The 20,659-nt window shown below is 56.9% G+C and carries 18 protein-coding genes; 7 read left to right on the top strand and 11 right to left on the bottom strand.

From position 1 onward, the window contains the following. Nucleotides 1-613 (top strand): IS21-like element helper ATPase IstB (gene istB / locus BLQ98_RS17025; protein WP_093734400.1); only part of this gene is annotated, 613 nt, incomplete at its 5' end. A 411-nt stretch (nt 614-1,024) separates the two neighbouring features. Here the strand turns inward: istB and gyrB are convergent. The 8 genes from gyrB to mutM form a co-directional block, all read right to left on the bottom strand. After that, nucleotides 1,025-3,439 (bottom strand): DNA topoisomerase (ATP-hydrolyzing) subunit B, encoded by a 2,415-nt coding sequence (gene gyrB / locus BLQ98_RS17020; RefSeq protein WP_093734399.1) that lies wholly within the window; start codon nt 3,437-3,439, stop codon nt 1,025-1,027. A 78-nt stretch (nt 3,440-3,517) separates the two neighbouring features. Further along, nucleotides 3,518-4,138: a LysE family translocator gene (locus tag BLQ98_RS17015; protein WP_093734398.1), complete on the bottom strand. Its 621-nt coding sequence runs from the start codon at nt 4,136-4,138 to the stop codon at nt 3,518-3,520. Then, the gene (gene recF, locus BLQ98_RS17010) at nt 4,135-5,232 is read right to left on the bottom strand and encodes a DNA replication/repair protein RecF (protein ID WP_093734397.1); all 1,098 of its coding nucleotides are present in this window, start codon (nt 5,230-5,232) and stop codon (nt 4,135-4,137) included. The genes BLQ98_RS17015 and recF overlap by 4 nt, the downstream gene beginning before the upstream one ends. A 46-nt stretch (nt 5,233-5,278) precedes the next feature. After that, nucleotides 5,279-6,397 carry a DNA polymerase III subunit beta gene (gene dnaN, locus BLQ98_RS17005; protein WP_093734396.1) on the bottom strand — a complete coding sequence of 373 codons (1,119 nt, stop codon included), beginning with the start codon at nt 6,395-6,397 and terminating at the stop codon, nt 5,279-5,281. Between the two features lie 135 nt (nt 6,398-6,532). Further along, nucleotides 6,533-7,891: a chromosomal replication initiator protein DnaA gene (dnaA, locus tag BLQ98_RS17000; protein ID WP_093734395.1), complete on the bottom strand. Its 1,359-nt coding sequence runs from the start codon at nt 7,889-7,891 to the stop codon at nt 6,533-6,535. Nucleotides 7,892-8,414: 523 nt separating this feature from the next. Then, nucleotides 8,415-8,678, bottom strand: a complete 264-nt coding sequence (gene rpsT / locus BLQ98_RS16995) for a 30S ribosomal protein S20 (protein ID WP_093734394.1) — start codon at nt 8,676-8,678, stop codon at nt 8,415-8,417. A 168-nt stretch (nt 8,679-8,846) separates the two neighbouring features. Next, complete coding sequence (locus BLQ98_RS16990) at nt 8,847-9,623, bottom strand: enoyl-CoA hydratase (protein WP_093734393.1); 777 nt, start codon at nt 9,621-9,623, stop codon at nt 8,847-8,849. 65 nt (nt 9,624-9,688) lie between these two features. Beyond that, nucleotides 9,689-10,540 (bottom strand): bifunctional DNA-formamidopyrimidine glycosylase/DNA-(apurinic or apyrimidinic site) lyase, encoded by an 852-nt coding sequence (mutM, locus tag BLQ98_RS16985; RefSeq protein ID WP_093734392.1) that lies wholly within the window; start codon nt 10,538-10,540, stop codon nt 9,689-9,691. 88 nt (nt 10,541-10,628) lie between these two features. Here mutM and ubiE point away from each other — a divergent pair, with 88 nt between their 5' ends. The 5 genes from ubiE (at nt 10,629) to tdh (ending at nt 15,863) form a co-directional block, all read left to right on the top strand. Further along, entirely contained in the window at nt 10,629-11,381 is a 753-nt protein-coding gene (gene ubiE, locus BLQ98_RS16980) for a bifunctional demethylmenaquinone methyltransferase/2-methoxy-6-polyprenyl-1,4-benzoquinol methylase UbiE (RefSeq protein ID WP_093734391.1), read from the top strand. A 3-nt stretch (nt 11,382-11,384) separates the two neighbouring features. Then, entirely contained in the window at nt 11,385-12,917 is a 1,533-nt protein-coding gene (ubiB, locus tag BLQ98_RS16975) for a 2-polyprenylphenol 6-hydroxylase (RefSeq protein ID WP_093734390.1), read from the top strand. A 45-nt stretch (nt 12,918-12,962) separates the two neighbouring features. Continuing rightward, nucleotides 12,963-13,529 (top strand): helix-turn-helix domain-containing protein, encoded by a 567-nt coding sequence (locus tag BLQ98_RS16970; RefSeq protein WP_093734389.1) that lies wholly within the window; start codon nt 12,963-12,965, stop codon nt 13,527-13,529. 106 nt (nt 13,530-13,635) lie between these two features. After that, nucleotides 13,636-14,823 (top strand): glycine C-acetyltransferase, encoded by a 1,188-nt coding sequence (locus tag BLQ98_RS16965; protein WP_093734388.1) that lies wholly within the window; start codon nt 13,636-13,638, stop codon nt 14,821-14,823. Then, a complete protein-coding gene (gene tdh, locus BLQ98_RS16960) occupies nt 14,820-15,863 on the top strand; it encodes an L-threonine 3-dehydrogenase (RefSeq protein ID WP_093734387.1) in 1,044 nt (347 codons plus the stop codon). The genes BLQ98_RS16965 and tdh overlap by 4 nt, the downstream gene beginning before the upstream one ends. A 138-nt stretch (nt 15,864-16,001) precedes the next feature. Here the strand turns inward: tdh and serA are convergent, their stop codons facing one another. Together serA and BLQ98_RS16950 are read right to left on the bottom strand one after the other, a co-directional pair. After that, the gene (gene serA, locus BLQ98_RS16955) at nt 16,002-17,597 is read right to left on the bottom strand and encodes a phosphoglycerate dehydrogenase (protein WP_093734386.1); all 1,596 of its coding nucleotides are present in this window, start codon (nt 17,595-17,597) and stop codon (nt 16,002-16,004) included. Nucleotides 17,598-17,679: 82 nt separating this feature from the next. Beyond that, nucleotides 17,680-18,819, bottom strand: a complete 1,140-nt coding sequence (locus BLQ98_RS16950) for a phosphoserine transaminase (protein WP_093734385.1) — start codon at nt 18,817-18,819, stop codon at nt 17,680-17,682. 251 nt (nt 18,820-19,070) lie between these two features. On the opposite strand from BLQ98_RS16950, the gene BLQ98_RS16945 reads away from it, so the two are divergent. Then, nucleotides 19,071-20,300, top strand: a complete 1,230-nt coding sequence (locus BLQ98_RS16945) for a glycosyltransferase family 4 protein (RefSeq protein ID WP_093734384.1) — start codon at nt 19,071-19,073, stop codon at nt 20,298-20,300. Nucleotides 20,301-20,399: 99 nt separating this feature from the next. On the opposite strand, the gene BLQ98_RS16940 is transcribed toward BLQ98_RS16945, so the two are convergent. Further along, on the bottom strand, nt 20,400-20,659 hold a 260-nt coding region (locus BLQ98_RS16940), incomplete at its 5' end, for a transposase (protein ID WP_141135367.1).

The raw sequence follows: 20,659 nt of genomic DNA, 5'->3' as shown, positions 1-20,659 counted from the left end.
CGCCTACCACATGAAGGCAGCACGCTTTCCGGCATACAAAGACATCTCTGGCTTCGACTTTGGCACCAGCGAAGTCCGTGAAGCTTTGGTCCGCCAACTTCACCGATGCGAGTTCATGGAGGCGGCTGAGAATGTAGTGCTGATCGGGGGCCCTGGAACGGGAAAATCGCATGTCGCTACCGCCCTCGGCATTCAAGCAATCGAGCATCATCGCAAGCGTGTGCGCTTCTTCTCCACGGTCGAGTTGGTCAATGCGTTGGAGCAGGAAAAGGCCCAAGGCAAGGCAGGAAAGATCGCCGAGGCGCTGGTGAAAGCCGATTTGTTGATCTTGGATGAGCTGGGATATCTGCCGTTCAGCGCTTCGGGTGGCGCGCTGCTGTTCCACCTTCTGAGTAAACTCTACGAGCGCACCAGCGTCGTTATCACAACCAACCTGAGCTTTAGCGAATGGGCCAGCGTGTTCGGTGATGCCAAGATGACCACCGCGCTCCTCGACCGCCTCACACATCGTTGCCACATTCTCGAGACCGGCAATGACAGCTATCGGTTCAAGGCCAGCTCGGCGACAGCCAAACAAAAACGAAAGGAGAAAGCGGCATTGACGCCATCATAAAGCAAAGAACATAACAACTGGGTGGGTCAAGTCTCGGTGAAAATGCCGGGTCAGTTCTCAGTGACAATCAACATGCTAAAACCAGAGAGACGCAGGTCTCACTGCGGAACCGCTCTTAGTGAATGCTTTTGGAATAAAATATCATTTAATTCAAAGTCTTATTTGCGACAGCGAGATTGTAAACCATGCGTACGCTGTCATGGGCAATGGCCATATGCCGACCTTAGATCAATTTGAAGGTTCACTCGGGTTTGAAAGTGAAGCTGCGAACTTGGCTCAAGCCCCAAAGTCGAGCATCTTGGGTTAAATCACGTAAGTTACTGAATTAATACGGTTTCATATTTAGCGATATCATTCGCGACGCGCAAAGTTATACGCGCCGCGCAATTTTATGTGCTTCCCTACAATCCTTTAGAAATCGAGGTTCGCTACGTTCAGCGCGTTTTGCTGGATGAACTCGCGGCGGGGTTCCACGACGTCGCCCATGAGCTTGGTAAAAAGATCATCCGCTTCGGCCATATCCGCGACCTTTACCTGCAACAGGGTTCGCGCGTCAGGGTCGAGCGTGGTCTCCCAAAGCTGATCAGGGTTCATTTCGCCCAAGCCTTTGTAGCGCTGCAGAGATAGGCCTTTTTCGCCCTCTGCCAGGATTGCTTCAAGTAGGTCCATCGGGCCGTGGATCAGCTGGCTACGGTCTTTGCGTACCAGCTTGGCGGTCGTGCCATAGACGTCTTGCAGGTGCTCTGTGAAACCGCCGGACCGCTTTGCTTCGCCTGAGCGGAGCATGCGGCCATCAAGAGTGCGGACTTCTTCCACGCCGCGCAGAATACGGGCGAGACGGACGCCGTGGTCTTGCGTGATCCGGCCCTGCCAACCGCGTTCCCATTCCAGCGCAATGAGGTTCAGACGCTCGGCGACCTTATCGGCCACACCTTGCAAATCGGAATCAACCGCGCCTGGAACAAAGGCACCGGCAATGGCGGCCTGTTCCAAAATGTGACGGGGGTAATGGGTCGGGAAGGCTTCGAGAACACGGCGCATCTGGCGCGCCAAATCGACGACGCGGGCCAGATCCTGACCGGTGATTTCTTCGCCGTTACCCTGTTTTAACATAGCACCATCAATGCCTTGCTGGATCAGGTAGTCTTCCATTGCGGCCTGGTCTTTCAGGTACACCTCGGACTTGCCGCGCGACACTTTGTACAACGGTGGCTGCGCAATATAGAGGTGGCCGTTCTCGATCAACTGCGGCATCTGACGATAGAAAAACGTGAGCAGCAGCGTACGGATGTGCGCGCCGTCGACGTCCGCATCAGTCATGATGACGATCTTGTGGTAGCGCAGTTTGTCGATGTTGAATTCGTCGCGGCCAATACCTGTGCCAAGCGCCATAACAAGGTTACCAATTTCCTGACTGCCCAGCATCCGGTCAAACCGTGCACGCTCGACGTTCAGGATTTTACCTTTCAACGGCAGGATCGCCTGTGTCTGGCGGTCACGGCCCGTTTGCGCAGAACCACCGGCCGAGTCACCCTCCACCAGGAAGACTTCGGTTTTAGACGGGTCTTTCTCAGAGCAATCCTTGAGCTTACCGGCAAGGAAATTCACATCCATGGCGGTCTTGCGACGGGTTAGATCACGGGCTTTGCGCGCCGCCTCGCGGGCGTGAGCAGCTTCGATGATCTTGCCAACGACGATCTTGGCGATCTGCGGGTTCTCCTCGAACCATTCGGCCAGCTTTTCGTTCACCAGCCCTTCGACGGCGGGGCGCACTTCCGAGCTGACAAGCTTGTCTTTGGTTTGCGAGCTGAACTTGGGGTCCGGGACCTTAACGGACAGCACGCAGGTCAGGCCTTCGCGCGCGTCGTCGCCGGTGAAAGAGACCTTCTCTTTTTTCGCAATGCCGGACGATTGCGCGTAGTTATTGATCGTCCGCGTCAATGCCCCCCGGAAGCCCGCCATATGGGTGCCGCCATCGCGTTGCGGGATGTTGTTGGTAAAAGGCAGGACATTTTCGTGGTAGCTGTCATTCCACCACATCGCGACCTCGACCCCGATATCATCTTTTTCACCGGTGATGAAAATCGGTTCTGGCATGACAGAGGATTTCGAACGGTCGAGGTATTTCACGAATTCCTTCACGCCGCCTTCATAAAACAGTTCTGTACGCAGAGGTTCGGCAGGGCGTTCGTCCGTTAGGATGATCCGCACACCGGAGTTCAGGAAGGCAAGTTCGCGTAGGCGCTTTTCCAGCGTCTCAAAGCTGTATTCGAGGTTCGAAAACGTGCTTGTCGAAGCCATGAAGCGCACTTCGGTGCCCGTGCGATCGGTGGGGCCAACCACCTCAAGGTGCTTGGTGGTAAAACCGCCCTCAAAGCGCGCGATATGTTCTTTGCCTTCGCGCCAGATGCGCAGCTCAAGCCAGTCCGAAAGCGCATTCACAACCGAAACACCCACACCGTGCAAGCCGCCCGATACCTTGTAGGAGTTGCTGTCAAACTTACCGCCCGCGTGCAGCTGGGTCATGATGACCTCGGCTGCGGAAACGCCTTCTTCTTGGTGGATGCCGACGGGAATACCGCGCCCGTTATCACTGACGGAGATGGAGCTGTCGTCGTGGATTGTGACGTTCACCGCATCCGCATGACCGGCCAGCGCCTCGTCGATGCCGTTGTCCACGACCTCATAGACCATGTGGTGCAAACCAGACCCATCATCGGTATCACCGATGTACATGCCCGGACGTTTGCGAACAGCTTCTAAGCCTTTGAGAACCTTAATGGAATCTGCGCCGTATTCCTCGGGGAGCTGATCGGTGTCGGACATATTGGGGAACCTTCTTTTGTTACCCAATTTATAGTGTTTTCCGCCATGATTGTCACGCGCCTGACACAAGATTTTGCGTTATAGGAAGGGGATGAGCAAACCTACGCAGATCAACAGCACGCCGGCCATCATGTTGATCCGTTTCAGGGTCGCAGGGTTGGACATCAGGCCGCGCAATTTGCCCACTAAAGCGGCGACAGCGAGGTTGCCAAGCAGCGGAATTGCGACCGAAACCGCGATGATCGCACCCACGTCAACTGCGGTGACGCTGCGCAGATCAAAGAACCCCGGCAGCACGCCGATGTAGAACAATACCGCTTTTGGATTTCCCAGAATGGCAAGCAGACCGGCCCCGAAACCGGCCCAGGCACCTGGCCGCGTGAGGCGACTGTCGCGGTCAATTTTTGCGTCGGCATGGCGGATCAGCAGGAAGCCCATGATCAGGAACACACCGCATGCAATCCAACGCATGCCCAACATGAACATATCAAAGACCGACAGTATCCAGCTGATGCCAAGCACTGCCACCAGTGGCCACAGCATATCACCGATTGCAACACCAACGGCGAGCGGCCAAGCTGCACCAAATCCGCCCGACAATGCGCGCGCCATGATCGCCAACCACACCGGACCGGGTGTCAGGAACAGGATGAGCAGCGCGCCGCAATACAGCATCAGATCGGGCAGGGCGATGGTCATGTGAGCATCCTTGCGGTCGATAATCCGTCGGCGTCTGTCACCTCAAGCCGTTGCGCGCGCGGGCCGAGCGTGTCGAACAGCTCTTCGCCGGTGCCGGTCATCCAGGCCTGCGCACCAAGTGCGCTTAGTTCTTCATACAGCGCGGCGCGGCGGTTCGCATCCAGATGTGCCGCGACCTCGTCGAGCAGCAACAAAGGGGGCGCGCCAAAATCAGCGGCCAAAGCACGGGCGTTGGCAAGGATCAGCGACACCAGCAGCGCCTTCTGCTCTCCGGTTGAACAATCGCGCGCGGGGACATCTTTAGCAGCATAGACCCCTTCAAGGTCGGCGCGATGCGGGCCGATCAATGTCCGCCCAGCCGACAGATCGCGCATGCGGTTATCGGCAAGCGCCTGACGCAGCCCCCCGGCGGTGGTGGGCATGTCGCAGATCAGATCAAGTGTGGCGGTCGGAAAGGCGGTTTCGGCCTGCGCCTGCGCTTCGGTGATCGCTTGAAGGGCAGCAACACGGTTGGCGTGGATCGCGCTTCCGGCTTCGGCCATCTGCTGTTCCAGCGCGACATACCACGACGGTTCGCGCACCATATCTTTGAGCAGGCGGTTGCGTTCCCGCATGGCCTTTTCGTAGGCCAGCGACTGATCTGCATGGTCAGGCAAAAAGCTGAGTGTCATGCGGTCAAGGAAACGGCGGCGCCCTTCGGCCCCTTCGATCCAAAGACGGTCCATCGACGGGATCAACCACAGCACCCGCGCAATGCGCCCTAAACCGTTCTGCGCTACGGCTTTGCCGTCAATGCGCAGCTGTCGCGCCGCGCCTGCTTCTGACCAGACCTCGATTTCGTGGACCTGTCCTAAGCTGTGAAGATGTGCGGTGATTTTCCAGCCAAGCGCCTCTGGCCGGCGGGTCATATCCGACGCGCTTGATCGGCGCAGGCCACGGCCGGGCGACAGCAAAGATACCGCCTCAAGGATATTGGTCTTGCCCGCGCCATTCGGACCAAAAATCGACACCGGTCGCGCATCGCTGTCGATCACCGCTCGCTTATGCGAACGGAAATGCGACAGCGTCAGATGGGATAAAAATAGGCCGCTCATACGGATGGTATGAATGCGTTAAGATATTCGACGTAAGCTGGCAGCGTCACACACGCATCGGCATAACGACATACACGGCAGACATATCATTGCCCTCACGCATCAGCGTCGGATCACCGGAGGAGTTGAACAGGAATACCGCATTTTCACGATCTACCTGGCTGGCGATCTCAAGCAGGTATTTTGCGTTAAACCCGATCTCTAGCCGTTCGTCCGCATAGGCAACGACCAACTCTTCTTCGGCGGCACCGCTGTCTGGTGCGTTGACCGACAGCACCAGACGGTCTTCGTCCAGTTGCAGTTTGACGGCACGCGACCGTTCAGAGCTTACGGTCGCAACACGGTCGACGGCGCGAGCGAAATCGCTGGCGTCGACTTCCATTTTGCGTGTGTTGCCCTGCGGAATCACGCGCGTGTAGTCGGGGAACGTCCCGTCGATAACTTTCGACGTCAGCGTGATATGCGGCGTAGCAAAGCGGATCTTTGTCTCGGACACGGAAACGGCGATTTCCATATCATCGTCATCTAGCAGTTTGCGCAATTCACCCACAGTTTTGCGGGGGACGATCACGCCGGGCATTTCAGCGGCACCGTCCGGCATGGGCGCGTCGATGCGGGCCAAGCGGTGGCCATCGGTCGCAACGCAGCGCAGAACTTTGCTGCCGTCGCTGTCCGAAATATGCATGTAGACGCCGTTCAGGTAATACCGCGTTTCTTCGGTCGAGATGGCGAATTTGGATTTGTCGAACAGCCGGCGCAGCACGGGGGCAGGGGCCTTGAAGTTCGACTGATATTCAGAGGTGGCCATCACGGGGAAATCTTCGCGTGGCAGCGTCGCCAGCGAGAAATTGGACCGGCCTGCTTCGACTGTCAGACGCCCTGCGGCGCTGTCGGCGGTGAGGCTGATCAACGCGCCATCGGGCAGTTTGCGCACAATTTCATGCAGCGTGGTTGCCGATACGGTGGTCGCACCGGCGCGTTCCACCTGAGCGGGAGCCTTATCGACAACCTCGATATCCAGATCGGTCGCGCGGAACAACGCGTCGGAGCCTTCGGCCTCGATCAGCACGTTGGCGAGAATTGGGATGGTGTTGCGGCGCTCAACCACTGATTGGGCCTGTGATACGGCCTTAAGCAGCGCGGCGCGTTCGATGCTGAATTTCATATGCCATCTCCATTCCGGCAGTCCGGGAGGGCAAACTACCCGATACCAATGTATTCACAAGAGTTTTGTTGACTTTTCAGCACGAAACGAAGGCCCGTCAAGGCCTTCGCGTGTGTTCTGAGCAAGCTGGTGCTTTTAAGCCTCGAGAGAGCGGCGCAGCAGTTCCAGATCTTCGGCGATCTGACCGTCGTTCTGTTTCAGCTCTTCGATGCGTTTGACGCCGTGCATAACCGTGGTGTGATCGCGGCCGCCAAAGCGGCGCCCGATTTCAGGCAGCGACCGGCTGGTCATTTTCTTGCACAGATACATGGCGACCTGACGCGGGCGGGCGTAGCTGCGCAGACGCTTGGGGCCGACCATGTCGCTGAGGCGGATGTTATAATGTTCGGACACCTTGCGCTGGATTTCTTCAACGCTGACTTTGCGCTCGGACGCGCGGAGCACGTCGGCAAGGCAATCCTGCGTCAGGTCCATGTTGATCTCGCGGCCCACCAATGACGCAAAGGCGAAGAGGCGGGTCAGCGCGCCTTCAAGCACACGGACGTTGGTGGTGATCCGGTGTGCCAGAAATTCCAGCACGCCTGCTTCGACTTCGAGACCGGGGTAGTTCTTGCGCTGCGCATCGACCTTGTTTTGCAGAATGCCAAGACGCAGTTCATAGTCGGTGGGGTGCAGGTCGACGACCAGACCACACTGAAGACGCGATTTCACGCGGTCTTCCAGATCCTTGATCTCGCCCGGGGCGCGGTCTGCCGAAATAATGATCTGCTTGTTCTGGTCCACAAGCGCGTTGAACGTGTGAAAGAACTCTTCCTGCGTGCTGTCCTTGCCGGCAATGAACTGGACATCGTCCACCATCAGCACGTCGACCGAGCGGAAGATTTCTTTGAAGTCCATCATCTTGCGATCGCGCAATGCCTGAACAAAACGGTACATGAACTGTTCGGCAGAAAGATACAGGACGTTCAGCTCGGGTTTGCGGATCTGAAGCTCTTGCGCGATGGCGTGCATCAGGTGCGTTTTACCCAGACCTACGCCACCATACAGGAACAGCGGGTTGAATGTGACGGGGCCGCCTTCGGCAACGCGGCGCGCGGCGGCGTGAGCCAGCTCGTTAGGTTTGCCGACAACAAAGTTGTCGAAGCTAAAGCGCGCATCAAGCGGGGCGGTGTTGATCTGGCTGTTGGCAGGCTGAACTGCGGCTGCGGGCTTGGGACGGGCAGTCACAGGATCGACGGCGGCGGGCTTGTCCTGTGGGGCCACAGCAAATTTCAGGCGGCTGATGCTGATGTCTTCGGATTGCATTTCATGCAGCAGCAGATCGGCAAAGTTCTGGCTGACATAGTTGCCAAAGAAGTTGGTCGGCACGAACAACGTGCAGATGCCGTCATCGATCGGGCCAACGGTCAGCGGGTCTATCCAGGTCGTAAAGTTGTTCTGCCCGACCGTCTTTAAAAGCCGGTCCCGAATTGTCGTCCACTCTGCCTGCATCATGCGCCCTGCCGTCCCATTCTTTGATCGCTCCAGCTTATGCTGAACCGCTATTTTGCCGTGCCGAAAGACAATAGACCGCTCACCCGGTCCCACACAGAAAACCGGCCTGTCGCCCTTCGGACATTTTTACATAGGGCGCGTCTGACGCGTGCGTTGGCGATGAAAATCGCCCAACGTCGCTGCCGAACACACCGTTCGTCGTATTCAAAAGACAGGGCAAATGTGCTGGCAGCAGCATCTGCAGACGTCAGTTGGCCTCTAGCAAGGCCATCCAAATTTCCCCGACGGATGTTCGATATCCTAGCAAATATCTCGAACCGTTCGGGCCTGTCCCCCCAAGCGAAGTGAATCGCGTTTGATACTGTTAGCAATCTCGGTTGGACTGTTACAACACATCTTCAAACTTGACTCAGAGATTGGTGCAAAAGAATCTCATTCCCGTGATCCGAGTGCGACACCAAAAAAAAGGCACCGTAAAAACGGTGCCTTTCGGATCTTAATGGTGACGCTGGGTCAGTTGGGCTTAGCCCAGTGCTTTGACCCGCGACGCCAAGCGCGACACTTTGCGCGACGCTGTGTTCTTGTGGAAAACGCCTTTGGTCACACCGCGCATCAGCTCTGGCTGAGCAGCGCGCAGGGCGGCTGTTGCGGCTTCTTTGTCACCGGATTCAATGGCTTCTTCTACTTTGCGCAGAAAGGTACGGATGCGCGAGCGACGTGCTTTGTTGATTTGAAAACGTGCTTCGTTCTGACGGGCGCGTTTTTTTGCCTGAGGTGTGTTTGCCATGAGGATCAGCCTTCATCTTGGGTATGTTCAAATTGCGAATACGCGACACAAACCCAATGACCGGAACCGATATCCGATAAGGTGATTCTAGCCAGAGCGGGCTGCACGCGCATGTATTGGGGTTGCCTATAGTCCACCCCGACGCGCAATGCAAACCCGCAAAGCTATTTACTTGTCGCGGAACTGTGCTTCGCGCTTTTCTAGGAAGGCGGACATGCCTTCTTTTTGGTCTTCTGTTGCGAACAGCGAATGGAAAACGCGGCGTTCAAACAGCAGACCTTCGCGTAGGGGCACTTCGAAGGACCTGTTTACCGCCTCTTTGACCACCATGGTCGAGATCATGGATTTTTCGGCGATCTTTGCCGCGGCTGCCATCGTTTCTTCCATCAGCTTTTTGACCGGAACCACACGTGACACAAGGCCCGCGCGTTCTGCTTCTGCTGCGTCCATAAAACGGCCCGTCAGGTTCATATCCATTGCTTTGGATTTGCCGATCGCCCGGGTCAGACGCTGGGTGCCACCAATGCCGGCGACAACGCCCAGATTGATCTCGGGCTGGCCGAACTTGGCGCTTTCCGAGCAGATGATAAAGTCACACATCATCGCCAGTTCGCAGCCGCCGCCAAGAGCATAGCCCGACACGGCAGCGATGATGGGTTTGCGCACACGCATGATCTGGTCGGTCTCTGGGGTGAAAAGATCACCGGCAAAGACGTCGACAAAGCTTTTGTCGCGCATCATGGCAATATCGGCACCGGCGGCAAACGCCTTTTCCGAGCCAGTGATCACGATGCAGCGGACTTTTTCGTTTTCCTGAGCCGACTTCAATGCATCGGCCAGCTCTGTCATCAGCTGGTCATTCAATGCGTTCATTGCGTCAGGACGGTTCAGCGTGACAAGCGCGATGTGGTTGTCGACGTCGACCGTGATCGTTTCATAAGCCATCAAAGAATGCTCTCGTTTGTTACGCTTTGAAAGATGTGCATACCACGGGGACGGGGTGTTTCAAGTTATCTTTGGCATTGCGGGCAGTAGAAGGAAGAACGTCCGGACTGCACAATGCGGGCAATCTGATGGTCGCACCCTTGGGTGCGGCAGGGCTGTGCCTCGCGCCCGTACACGTCAAAGCTGTGCTGGAAGTAGCCCAACTCTCCGTCAGCGCGTTTGAAATCGCGTAAGGTCGATCCACCTGCGGTGATCGCTGCATTCAGGACGTCGCGGATGATCGGGACCAGCCCGCCAACACGGGCCGCTGATATGCGCCCCGCTTTGCGCGCCGGGTGGATGCCTGCGCGGTAAAGTGTTTCGCAGACATAGATATTTCCCAGTCCCGCCACGATCCGCTGGTCCAGCAGCGCGGTCTTGATCGGGGTGTTCTTGCCTTTCAGCGCGGCAATCAGGTGCGCCTCGTGGAAATCATTGCCAAGCGGCTCTGGCCCAATCGACGACAGCAGCTTGTGGCTGTCGGCACGGGCTGTCTCCAAAAGATCCATCGCACCAAAACGGCGTGGATCGTTAAAAGTCACCCGCGCGCCGTTGCCCATATGAAACACAACGTGATCGTGTTTCTCGGGGGCAGGGTGGTCATGCACGAATTGCCCCAACGGATCGCCCGAGATCAGCATCCGGCCGGACATTCCCAGATGCACCAGCAGCGATTCTCCCGAGGATAAATCCGCCAGAATGTATTTTGACCGCCTGCGCAGTTGGGTCACCCGTTGTCCTGTCAGCCGTGCGGCCATATCTGGGGGGAAAGGCCAGCGCAAATCGGGGCGGTTCACCTCGGCGCGGGCAATCACCTGACCCTCCATCACAGGGGATAAACCGCGACGTACTGTTTCGACCTCTGGCAACTCAGGCATGGTTGTTTCCCTTCTGACAAAAGGGCGCATTGTACCTGACCCCTCGCGCCCTATAACAAAGGTGCAGATCAAAGGACTACAAGGCCCCATGACAAACGACAGCGACAAAACCACTCATTTCGGATTTGAAACCGTGGCCGAAGGCGACAAGGCCGGACGCGTGCAGGGTGTCTTTAACTCTGTCGCAAGCAAATATGACATCATGAACGACGTGATGAGCGTCGGCATCCACCGCGTCTGGAAAGAAGCGATGATGGATTGGCTGGCCCCGCGTGCAGGGCAAAAGCTGCTGGATGTCGCCGGAGGCACGGGCGATGTGTCGTTCAAGTTTCTGGGTCGCGCGGGATCGGGCCACGCCACTGTGCTGGATCTGACCGAACCGATGCTGGTCGCAGGACGCAAGCGCGCCGAAGCAGCAGCAATGGCGGACAGTCTTGATTGGGTCGTCGGCGATGCGATGGCGCTGCCGTTCGAGGACAACAGCTTTGACGTCTATACCATTAGCTTTGGTATCCGGAATGTAACCCGTCCCCAAGAGGCCTTGAACGAAGCCTACCGCGTGCTGCGCCCCGGCGGGCGTCTTATGGTGCTTGAATTCAGCCAGTTGCCCAACCCGATGATGCAAAAAGCGTATGATCTGTATAGCTTTAACGTCATCCCCCGCATGGGGCAGATGATCGCGAACGACCGTGACAGCTATCAATACCTTGTCGAATCGATCCGCAACTTCCCCGACCAAGAGACCTTTTTAGGTATGCTACGCACCGCGGGCTTTGGGCAGGCGAAATATCGGAACCTGTCGCTGGGCATTGCGGCGCTTCATTCTGGTTGGAAGATTTAAGTCATGCGCGGACCTCACAATATCTGGCGGTTGATCCGCACCGGTGCAACTTTGGAGCGGACCGGCGCGATGAATGTCGTGCTCGACGCTTTTGACGCGACTCCTGCCTTGCGGTTCGTCGCCAAGGCGCTTGGCAAGCCGTTCAAGTTTTTGGGCTATGCTGGCGATCCGTCGATGCCACCCGCCACACGTGCGCTCACCGCGCTTGGCCCCGCCTACATCAAATTCGGTCAGGTTCTGTCCACGCGCCCCGATGTTGTGGGCGACGAACTGGCGGTGCAGCTGCGCGTATTGCAAGACAAGCTGCCACCGTTTTCGATCGAGCAGGCCAAGGCCGAAGTCGAGAAAGAGTTGGGCCTGCCGGTCAGTGCGATTTTCTCTGAGTTCAGCGAACCTGTCGCCGCCGCCTCTATCGCGCAGGTGCACCGCGCAACCATCGCCGAGACCCAAGAAGACGTGGCCGTCAAAGTGCTCCGCCCCGGTATCGAGAAAGCGTTCCGCAAGGATGTCGATGCCTTTTATCTGGCAGCGCGTATGGTTGAACTCTTCTCGCCCGGATCGCGCCGCCTGCGCCCGATGGAGGTGATCGAGCATTTCGATGGCGTCGTACGGGGCGAGCTGGATTTGCGGCTCGAATCCTCTGCCGCGTCTGAATTTGCCGCGAACACCAAAGGCGACGCAGGGTTCCAACTGCCTGCGATCAAATGGGAATATTCCGCCCGCCGTGTGATGACGCTGGGCTGGGCCGATGGCGTTTCCATGGGGGATAACGATGCGATTGACGCCGCGGGTCACGACCGTGTCGCGCTCGGTGATCGCGTGTTGCAGCTGTTCCTGAACCACGCGCTGCGCGACGGGTATTTCCACGCGGATATGCATCAGGGCAATCTCAAGGTCGCACCGAACGGGGATATCATCGCCTATGATTTTGGTATCATGGGCCATATCGATGAATACACCCGCCGCGTTTATGCCGAGATTCTATTCGGCTTTATCCGTAAGGATTACAAACGTGTGGCAGAGGTGCATTTTGAAGCGGGCTACGTGCCTGCCGACAAAGACGTCGACGAATTCGCCCGTGCCCTGCGCGCCGTGGGGGAGCCTATTTTCGGCATGGACGCGACCCGCATTTCGATGGCGCGGCTGCTGACCTATCTGTTCGAGGTCACCGAACGCTTTGGGATGGAAACACGGACCGAGCTGATCTTGCTGCAGCGCACCATGGTCGTCGTCGAAGGGGTCGCCCGTTCGCTCAACCCGCATATCAACATCTGGGAAGTGTCGAACCCGATTGTGACAGATTACATCTCTAAATCCATCGGTCCACGCGCTGTGATCAAAGATCTGAGCAGAACTGCGATGGTGCTTGCACGTTTCGGCCCGCGGTTGCCTGCGCTGGTCGAAAGCGCGTTGATCCGGCAGCAGGAAGAAACGCCGACGCCCCGTCCGGCCTTCCGGCGGTGGATTATCCTGTCGGCGATTGTGGGTGCAGGCACCGCAACGGGGATTATTGCGGCTTTGCAGGCGCTCAGCTAGCGCCTGCCATTGACAGCGGGGCACACTGCGGCCCATCTATCCGGCATGACGGATAATCCAGACGCTATACTGACGCAACTTCCCGCTCGCCTGAAGGCCGCGCGCACCGCACAGGGTCTGAGCCTTGATGCGGTCGCCAAGCTGTCAGGCGTGTCGCGGTCCATGGTCAGCCAGATCGAACGCGGCGAAAGCAGCCCTACCATCGCAACCTTGTGGAACCTGACCCGCGCATTGCAGGTGGATTTCGCAGGTTTGCTGGACAGCGCCCCGAGCCCTGCCCAGATCGAAGTGCTACGGGCCGCAGAGGTGCCAACGATCAATAACCTCGGCTCCGGCTGCCGCATCCGCATCCTCTCGCCCCCCGAAGAGGCGGGCAAACACGAAGTCTATGAACTGCTGATTGATGTCGGCGGTATGTTGGACAGTCAGCCCCATACGCGCGGTGCACGCGAACACCTGACAGTCTTGGAAGGCACGGTAGAGCTGCGAAGCGGAGAGGCCGTCGGCACAGTCCACGCAGGTGATACAGCGCGCTATCCTGCCGACGTGCCGCACCGGATCGCTGCAGCGGATGGTCCTGTACGGGCGTTTCTAGTGGTGCAGGACGCCTAGATCGACACCTTCATCCACAATATAGGAAAAAATCCGCTATAGGGGAATTCCTCTATTTCGGAAACTCATCCATTATGGTAGAACGTCTGTGAAAAGGAGTTTTATCATGACCCAAGCGTACCTAGATCACGTCAACGCCACCCTGTCCGGCATCGCCGCAGACGGTATGATGAAACAAGAACGCATGATCACCTCGCCGCAATCGGGCGAGATCACGGTGGGCGGGCGTCAGGTCATTAACCTTTGCGCGAACAACTACCTCGGGCTGGCGGACCACCCCGACTTGATTGCCTCTGCCCGCGACGCGATGGACCCCAAGGGGTTTGGCATGGCCTCGGTTCGCTTTATCTGCGGCACGCAGGATATTCACCGCGAGCTTGAACAAAAACTGGCAGCTTTCCTTGGCAAGGATGATTCCATTCTCTTCGCCGCCTGCTTTGACGCCAACGGTGGACTGTTCGAGCCCTTGTTTGGGCCCGAAGACGCTATCGTTTCCGACAGCCTGAACCACGCGTCGATCATCGACGGCATCCGCCTGTGTAAGGCCAAACGCTACCGCTATGCTAATTCGGACATGGACGACCTTGAAGGGCAGCTGAAGCTCGCCCGCGAGGAAGGCGCGCGGTTCATCATGATCGCGACCGACGGCGTGTTCAGCATGGACGGCTATCTGGCGAAACTGCCGGAAATAACCAAACTGGCCGAAAAATACGAAGCGCTCGTGATGGTCGACGACTGCCACGCGACAGGTTTCATGGGCCCCAAGGGCGAGGGCACGCCCGCACATTTTGGCGTCGATGTTGATATTCTGACGGGCACGTTGGGCAAGGCGCTTGGTGGAGCGATCGGCGGCTATATCGCAGGGCCGCAACCGGTGATCGATCTGCTGCGCCAACGCGCACGCCCCTATCTTTTTTCGAACTCGCTGCCGCCATCGATTGTCATGGCGGGGATCAAGGCACTGGAGCTGGTCGAGCAAGGTGACGACCGCCGCAAGCAACTGTTCGAAAACGCGAAATACTGGCGCGAGGGACTAACCAAACTGGGCTTTGACCTGCTGCCCGGCGAACATCCGATCATCCCTGTGATGCTGGGCGAAGCGCAGTTGGCACAAGATATGGCGGCGCGTCTGTTCGAGGAAGGCGTCTATGTCAGCGGTTTCTTCTTTCCGGTGGTGCCTCGTGGTCAAGCCCGCATCCGCACCCAGATGAACGCCGCGCTGACACGCGATGAACTGGATCGCGCGCTGGCCGCTTTTGAAGTCGCGGGCAAAGCCTGTGGGGTTCTGTCATGAGCAACCAAATGAAAGCGCTGTGCAAGTCCGAGCCGCGTGAGGGGCTGTGGATGTCCCGCGCACCGGTGCCAGAGATCGGGCCGGATGATGTGCTAATCAAGGTGAACAAAACTGGCATCTGCGGGACCGATATTCATATCTGGAACTGGGACGAATGGGCGCAAAAAACCGTGCCTGTCCCGTTGATCACGGGTCATGAATTCGCCGGAGAGATCGTAGAGTTGGGGCGCAATGTTACTGAGCTGAGCATTGGTCAGCGGTGCTCGGGCGAGGGGCACCTCATCGGCAAAACCTCACGCCAGTCGCGGTCGGGCAAATTTCACCTTGATCCCGCCACCCGCGGGATCGGCGTGAACGAACAAGGTGCCTTCGCGCAATACCTACGGCTGCCCGCGTTCAACGTGGTGCCGCTGCCCGACACGATTTCGGATGATATCGGTGCCATCCTCGATCCGCTTGGCAATGCGGTCCACACCGCGCTGAGCTTTGATCTGGTGGGCGAGGATGTGTTGATCACCGGCGCAGGCCCCATCGGCATCATGGCTGCCGCGGTCGCCCGTCATGTCGGTGCCCGCCATGTTGTGATCACGGATGTGAACCCCGCACGCCTTGAACTGGCTGCCAAGGTTGCGGACGTCATGCCTGTCGATGTGCGTCAAGAAGACCTCGCGGATGTCATCGCACGTCTCAAGATGAAACAGGGTTTTGACATCGGGATGGAGATGTCGGGCAATCAGACCGCGCTTGACCAAATGGTCGAGGCGATGACCATGGGCGGGCGGATCGCGATGCTTGGGATTCCACCCGGAAAATCCCCTGTGGACTGGTCGCGCATTGTGTTCAAGGCGATCACCGTCAAAGGCGTCTATGGCCGCGAGATTTTCGAAACTTGGTACAAAATGATCGCCATGCTCGAAAACGGGTTGGATGTCAGTGCGGTCATTACGCACCGCTTTGATGCAGATGATTTCGAAACCGGATTTTCGACCATGAGGTCGGGTGCGTCGGGCAAGGTCGTGCTGGACTGGACCGGTGCGTGATGCATCGTCGGGTCGTCTAAGAAGGGGCGCTGCCCCCGCAGCCTTTGGCTGCTCCCCCGGGATTTGAGCCAATTGGAAGCAGACAAAAAAGCGCCCCCGATGCAGGGGGCGCTTTGCGTTTTACGGGTAAGGTCGAGCTTAGCCGACTTCGAATTCGAGCTCTTTGACCTGCTTGAAGAGGCCTGTATCGTGCAGATCTTTTAGCGCTTTTTCGGGCAGTGGGCCGTCAATGTAGAGCAATGCAATTGCTTCGCCCTTAGCGGTGGAACGGCCAAGCGTGAAGTTCGCAATGTTGACATCATGCGCGCCAAGGGTCTGTCCCAAGGTGCCGATGATACCGGGTACATCGTCGTTGGTTGTATAAAGCATATGTGCGCCAACTTCGGCTTCGATATTGATGCCCTTGATCTGGATGAACCGTGGTTTTCCGTCCGAGAAGACGGTGCCCGCGATCGAACGTTCCCGTTTTTCAGTAACAACCGTGACCTTCACGTAACCGTCAAACACACCAGATTTACCTTGGTTGGTGGTGCTGATCTGGATGCCTTTTTCCCGTGCGACGACAGGGGCGCTGACCATGTTAACATCTGGGTTGGCACGTTTCATGATGCCCGCCACGACCGCGCAGTTCAGCGCGTTCAGGTTCATCTCCGAGACTTGACCATCATACAGAATGTTGATTGCCTTAACGGCTTCGTCAGTCATCTGGCCAATAAAGGCACCCAAGTGACCGGCCAATGTGATCCACGGGCCCATGACCTTTGCCTCTTCGGCGGTGACCGAAGGCATGTTCAGCGCGTTGGTGACCGCACCGGTCAGCAAGTAGTCAGACATTTGTTCGGCAACTTGAAGGGCAACGTTTTCCTGCGCCTCGGTTGTCGCCGCGCCAAGGTGGGGCGTGCACACGACGTTAGGCAGGCCGAACAGCGGGTTCTCGGTCGCCGGCTCTTCTTTGAATACGTCAAAGGCTGCGCCGGCAACATGGCCGGATTTCAACGCTTCTGCCAATGCTTCTTCATCAACAAGGCCGCCGCGGGCGCAGTTGATGATCCGCACGCCTTTTTTCGTCTTCGCCAGCGCCTCTTTCGACAAGATGTTGGCGGTTTGGTCAGTATAAGGTACGTGCAATGTGATGAAATCAGCGCGCGCCAGCAGGTCGTCCAACTCGACTTTCTCGACACCCATCTTCTTGGCTTTTTCCTCGCTCAGGAAGGGGTCATAGGCGGCAACTTTCATCTTGAGCCCACGCGCGCGGTCGCAAACGATACCACCGATGTTACCTGCGCCAATCACGCCCAGGGTCTTGCCCGTCAGTTCAACACCCATGAACTTGGACTTTTCCCATTTGCCCGCATGCGTCGAGGCCGAGGCTTCGGGGATTTGCCGGGCGACGGCGAACATCATTGCAATCGCGTGTTCCGCGGTGGTGATCATGTTGCCGAAGGGGGTGTTCATCACGATGACACCCTTTTTCGAGGCCGCATCCTTGTCGATGTTGTCCGTCCCGATGCCGGCCCGCGCAATCACCTTCAGGTTGGTCGCGTTTGCGAGAATCTTGTCGGTTACTTTCGTTGCGGACCGGATCGCGAGCCCATCATAGTCGCCGATCACGGCTGCGAGCTTGTCTTTGTCTTTGCCGAGGTCGGGTTGGAAATCGACGTCAATGCCGCGGTCTTTGAAAATTTGAACCGCAGCGTCCGAGAGTTTGTCGGAGATAAGCACTTTGGGGGCCATGAGTGGCGCTCCTTTTTTTGAATAAAATGGGGGCATGGGCTAACCACCCGCCCAGCGAAACTGCTAGGCGGGGAGCCGCAAATTAGGCGTTGATTTCAGCTTCGAAAGCCCATTCAAGCCAGGGTAACATCGCCTGGATATCAGAGGCTTCGACGGTGCCGCCGCACCAGATACGCAGACCGGCAGGAGCATCGCGATAAGCTCCGATGTCCAATGCTACATCCTCGTCAGCCAGACGTTTGGCCACAGCCTTTGCAAAAGCTGCGCCGTCTTTGATCCGGTCGTCATTGAACTTCAGGCATACTGATGTGTTCGACCGTGTCGCCGGATCGTCCGCCAAGAAATCGATCCAGTCGTGTGTTTCCACGAAATCTGTGATGGCTGCCGTATTGGCATCGGCACGCGCGATCAGACCTTTCAGTCCACCCACGGATTTCGCCCAATCCAAGGCCAGCAGATAGTCTTCAACGCAAAGCATGGATGGCGTGTTGATTGTCTCGCCTTTGAAAATACCGTCGATCAGCTTGCCGCCTTTGGTCAGACGGAAAATCTTAGGCAGTGGCCATGCGGGCGTATAGTTTTCAAGCCGTTCGACAGCCCGCGGGCTAAGGATCAGCATTCCGTGCGCGGCTTCGCCACCCAGAACTTTCTGCCAGCTGAACGTTGTCACATCCAGTTTGTCCCAGGGCAAATCCATTGCGAAAGCAGCGGAAGTTGCATCGCATAAGGTCAATCCCTTGCGGCCGGATGGGATGACATCGCCGGTTGGGACGCGCACGCCAGAGGTAGTCCCATTCCAAGTGAAGCATACATCATTGTCATAGTTCAACGCCGACATATCGACAATTTGACCGTAATCAGCTGTATGTACCGTGTGCTCGATCTTGAGCTGTTTTACGGCATCCGTAACCCAGCCCGCGCCAAATGATTCCCATGCGACCATTTCTGCCGGGCGCTCGCCAAGCAGCGACCACATCGCCATTTCATACGCACCGGTGTCGGAAGCGGGAACAATGCCAATTTTATAGTCAGCAGGTACGCCTAGAATCTCACGGGTGGTTTCAATTGCTTCAAGCAATTTCGCCTTGCCGGGCGCTGCGCGGTGGCTACGCCCTAACGGCGCGCTTGCAAGCTTCGCCAAGTCATAAGCAGGGGGTTTGGCACACGGGCCAGAAGAAAAACGCGGATTCGTAGGCCGCGAGGTCGGTGTCGTAATAGCCATTTAGCTACCCTTTCAGATAAGCGCCCTTCGTTGGGGAAGGGTGTCCCACTGACTTGGATACGCGGCGATCAGGGTGGCTACAAGTCCTCAAGTATCGCCAGTTCGACACAATTGCTGGATAAAATGGATGGTGTGCTTGCCATTGTTTCCGATAGGCGGCGCGCGCCGGGCTGTCTGGCGGCCGAATTAACCAAGTGTTCATTCCTTTGTGTCAAGCCTAGGGAAGCTATGATTCCCTTGTTGAAAGACGTATGACCAAACCGCCCTTGCGCCATATCCTAATCGTCGTTGAAAACCTGCCCGTCCCGCTTGACCGGCGGGTTTGGCTGGAAGCAACAACGTTGGTCAAAGCCGGGTACCAGGTTTCGATCATTTCGCCCACGGGGCAGGGATGGATCGAGGCATTCGAAATTCGGGAAGGCGTACACATTTACCGGTATCCCGCTGTTCTAGAGGGGAGCGGTGGGGCTGCCTCCTACGTGAAAGAGTATTCCAGCGCACTGCTTCACTGGTTTCGATTGGCCCGAAGAATCTGGCGAGAAAACCCCTTTCAGGCAATTCACGGTTGTAACCCTCCGGACCTGATCTGCCTCTTGGCGCTGTGGTTTCGACGCAAAGGCGTGGCATACGTCTTTGACCAACACGACGTGTGCCCCGAACTATATATCGTGAAATTTCAGAAACGGGGGATTGGCTATTGGCTGATGCGTCGATTGGAACTGCTCAGCTACCGCATCGCATCCATCGTCATCTCGCCAAATGTCAGCTTTCACGACATTGCTGTCGCGCGAGGGCGCAAGAATACGGATGATATCTTTGTCGTCCGCTCGGCACCCAACCTCGCAGATTTTAAGCCCGAGCTTGGATCTAAATTCGATCAAGTCGTTGCAAAAACACTGCTTGGCTACGTGGGTGTAATCGGACAGCAAGAGGGTATGGAGCACATGGTTTCGGCAGCCCATCATCTTGTCACTGTATTGGGCGAAACCGACGTTCATTTCCTAATTATCGGTTTTGGGCCGTCGCTGGCCGAGATCAAGCAGCAGATCACTAAGCTAAAGCTAGAAGATTACTTTACGTTTGCGGGTGCTCTATACGGGCCTGCGCTGGTCGGCGCGTTGAATGCCATCGACATTGGCCTCGCACCTGATCCCTGCAATGCGATGAACGATATTTCGACCATGAATAAGGTGGTCGAGTATATGGCGCTGGGCAAACCTGTGGTCCAATTTGACTTGACTGAAGGCCGGCGAACCGCTGGAGGGGCATCCCTCTATGCTGCGAATAATAATCCCAAAATTTTCGCAGAATGCATCAAAACCCTCGTCAGCAATCCAGAACGAAGACGTGACATGGGCAAAATTGGCAAGCAAAGGGTGGTTTGCTCATTGGCATGGTCATTCTCTGAACCGCAATTGCTTGCTGCTTATGCGCATTTGGCAGCTAAGCGAGCGCGTGAAGATCGGTCCGTTGCACCTTAGGTGGTCTTCAGGCTTGGGTAGCATCGAAAAATTCCAAACAGTTTGGGAGTGTCATGAACTTTGTGTATCTGGTCTGGCCCATGCGGGTTTTAGATACAGTCACGCATTGAAGCGATCCTCAAACATTATGGCGAAATGATTGCGGGCCGCAAACCATTCTCGAACATTTCGGCCGCCTTTCTCAAACTTGCGGATCGCCAAGTAGATCAGCTTCGTGGCTGCGTCTTCGGTCGGGAACGATCCCCGCGTCTTAATCGATTTGCGGATTACACGGTTCAAGCTTTCAATTGCGTTGGTGGTGTAGATGATCTTTCGGATGGCGGGATCAAAAGCAAAGAACGGGATCACTTCCTGCCAAG

It is taken from the genome of Sulfitobacter litoralis (assembly GCF_900103185.1).
Taxonomy (GTDB): Bacteria; Pseudomonadota; Alphaproteobacteria; order Rhodobacterales; family Rhodobacteraceae; genus Sulfitobacter; species Sulfitobacter litoralis.
The sequence above is the reverse complement of the archived record's forward strand: the minus strand, read 5'-3'. Positions and strand labels throughout refer to the sequence as shown.

Bases quoted from the DNA above. Each gene is read 5' to 3' on its own strand.
- gyrB (WP_093734399.1), bottom strand. From the start codon at position 3,439: ATGTCCGACACCGATCAGCTCCCCGAGGAATACGGCGCAGATTCCATT.
- BLQ98_RS17015 (WP_093734398.1), bottom strand. From the start codon at position 4,138: ATGACCATCGCCCTGCCCGATCTGATGCTGTATTGCGGCGCGCTGCTC.
- recF (WP_093734397.1), bottom strand. From the start codon at position 5,232: ATGAGCGGCCTATTTTTATCCCATCTGACGCTGTCGCATTTCCGTTCG.
- dnaN (WP_093734396.1), bottom strand. From the start codon at position 6,397: ATGAAATTCAGCATCGAACGCGCCGCGCTGCTTAAGGCCGTATCACAG.
- dnaA (WP_093734395.1), bottom strand. From the start codon at position 7,891: ATGATGCAGGCAGAGTGGACGACAATTCGGGACCGGCTTTTAAAGACG.
- rpsT (WP_093734394.1), bottom strand. From the start codon at position 8,678: ATGGCAAACACACCTCAGGCAAAAAAACGCGCCCGTCAGAACGAAGCA.
- BLQ98_RS16990 (WP_093734393.1), bottom strand. From the start codon at position 9,623: ATGGCTTATGAAACGATCACGGTCGACGTCGACAACCACATCGCGCTT.
- mutM (WP_093734392.1), bottom strand. From the start codon at position 10,540: ATGCCTGAGTTGCCAGAGGTCGAAACAGTACGTCGCGGTTTATCCCCT.
- ubiE (WP_093734391.1), top strand. From the start codon at position 10,629: ATGACAAACGACAGCGACAAAACCACTCATTTCGGATTTGAAACCGTG.
- ubiB (WP_093734390.1), top strand. From the start codon at position 11,385: ATGCGCGGACCTCACAATATCTGGCGGTTGATCCGCACCGGTGCAACT.
- BLQ98_RS16970 (WP_093734389.1), top strand. From the start codon at position 12,963: ATGACGGATAATCCAGACGCTATACTGACGCAACTTCCCGCTCGCCTG.
- BLQ98_RS16965 (WP_093734388.1), top strand. From the start codon at position 13,636: ATGACCCAAGCGTACCTAGATCACGTCAACGCCACCCTGTCCGGCATC.
- tdh (WP_093734387.1), top strand. From the start codon at position 14,820: ATGAGCAACCAAATGAAAGCGCTGTGCAAGTCCGAGCCGCGTGAGGGG.
- serA (WP_093734386.1), bottom strand. From the start codon at position 17,597: ATGGCCCCCAAAGTGCTTATCTCCGACAAACTCTCGGACGCTGCGGTT.
- BLQ98_RS16950 (WP_093734385.1), bottom strand. From the start codon at position 18,819: ATGGCTATTACGACACCGACCTCGCGGCCTACGAATCCGCGTTTTTCT.
- BLQ98_RS16945 (WP_093734384.1), top strand. From the start codon at position 19,071: ATGACCAAACCGCCCTTGCGCCATATCCTAATCGTCGTTGAAAACCTG.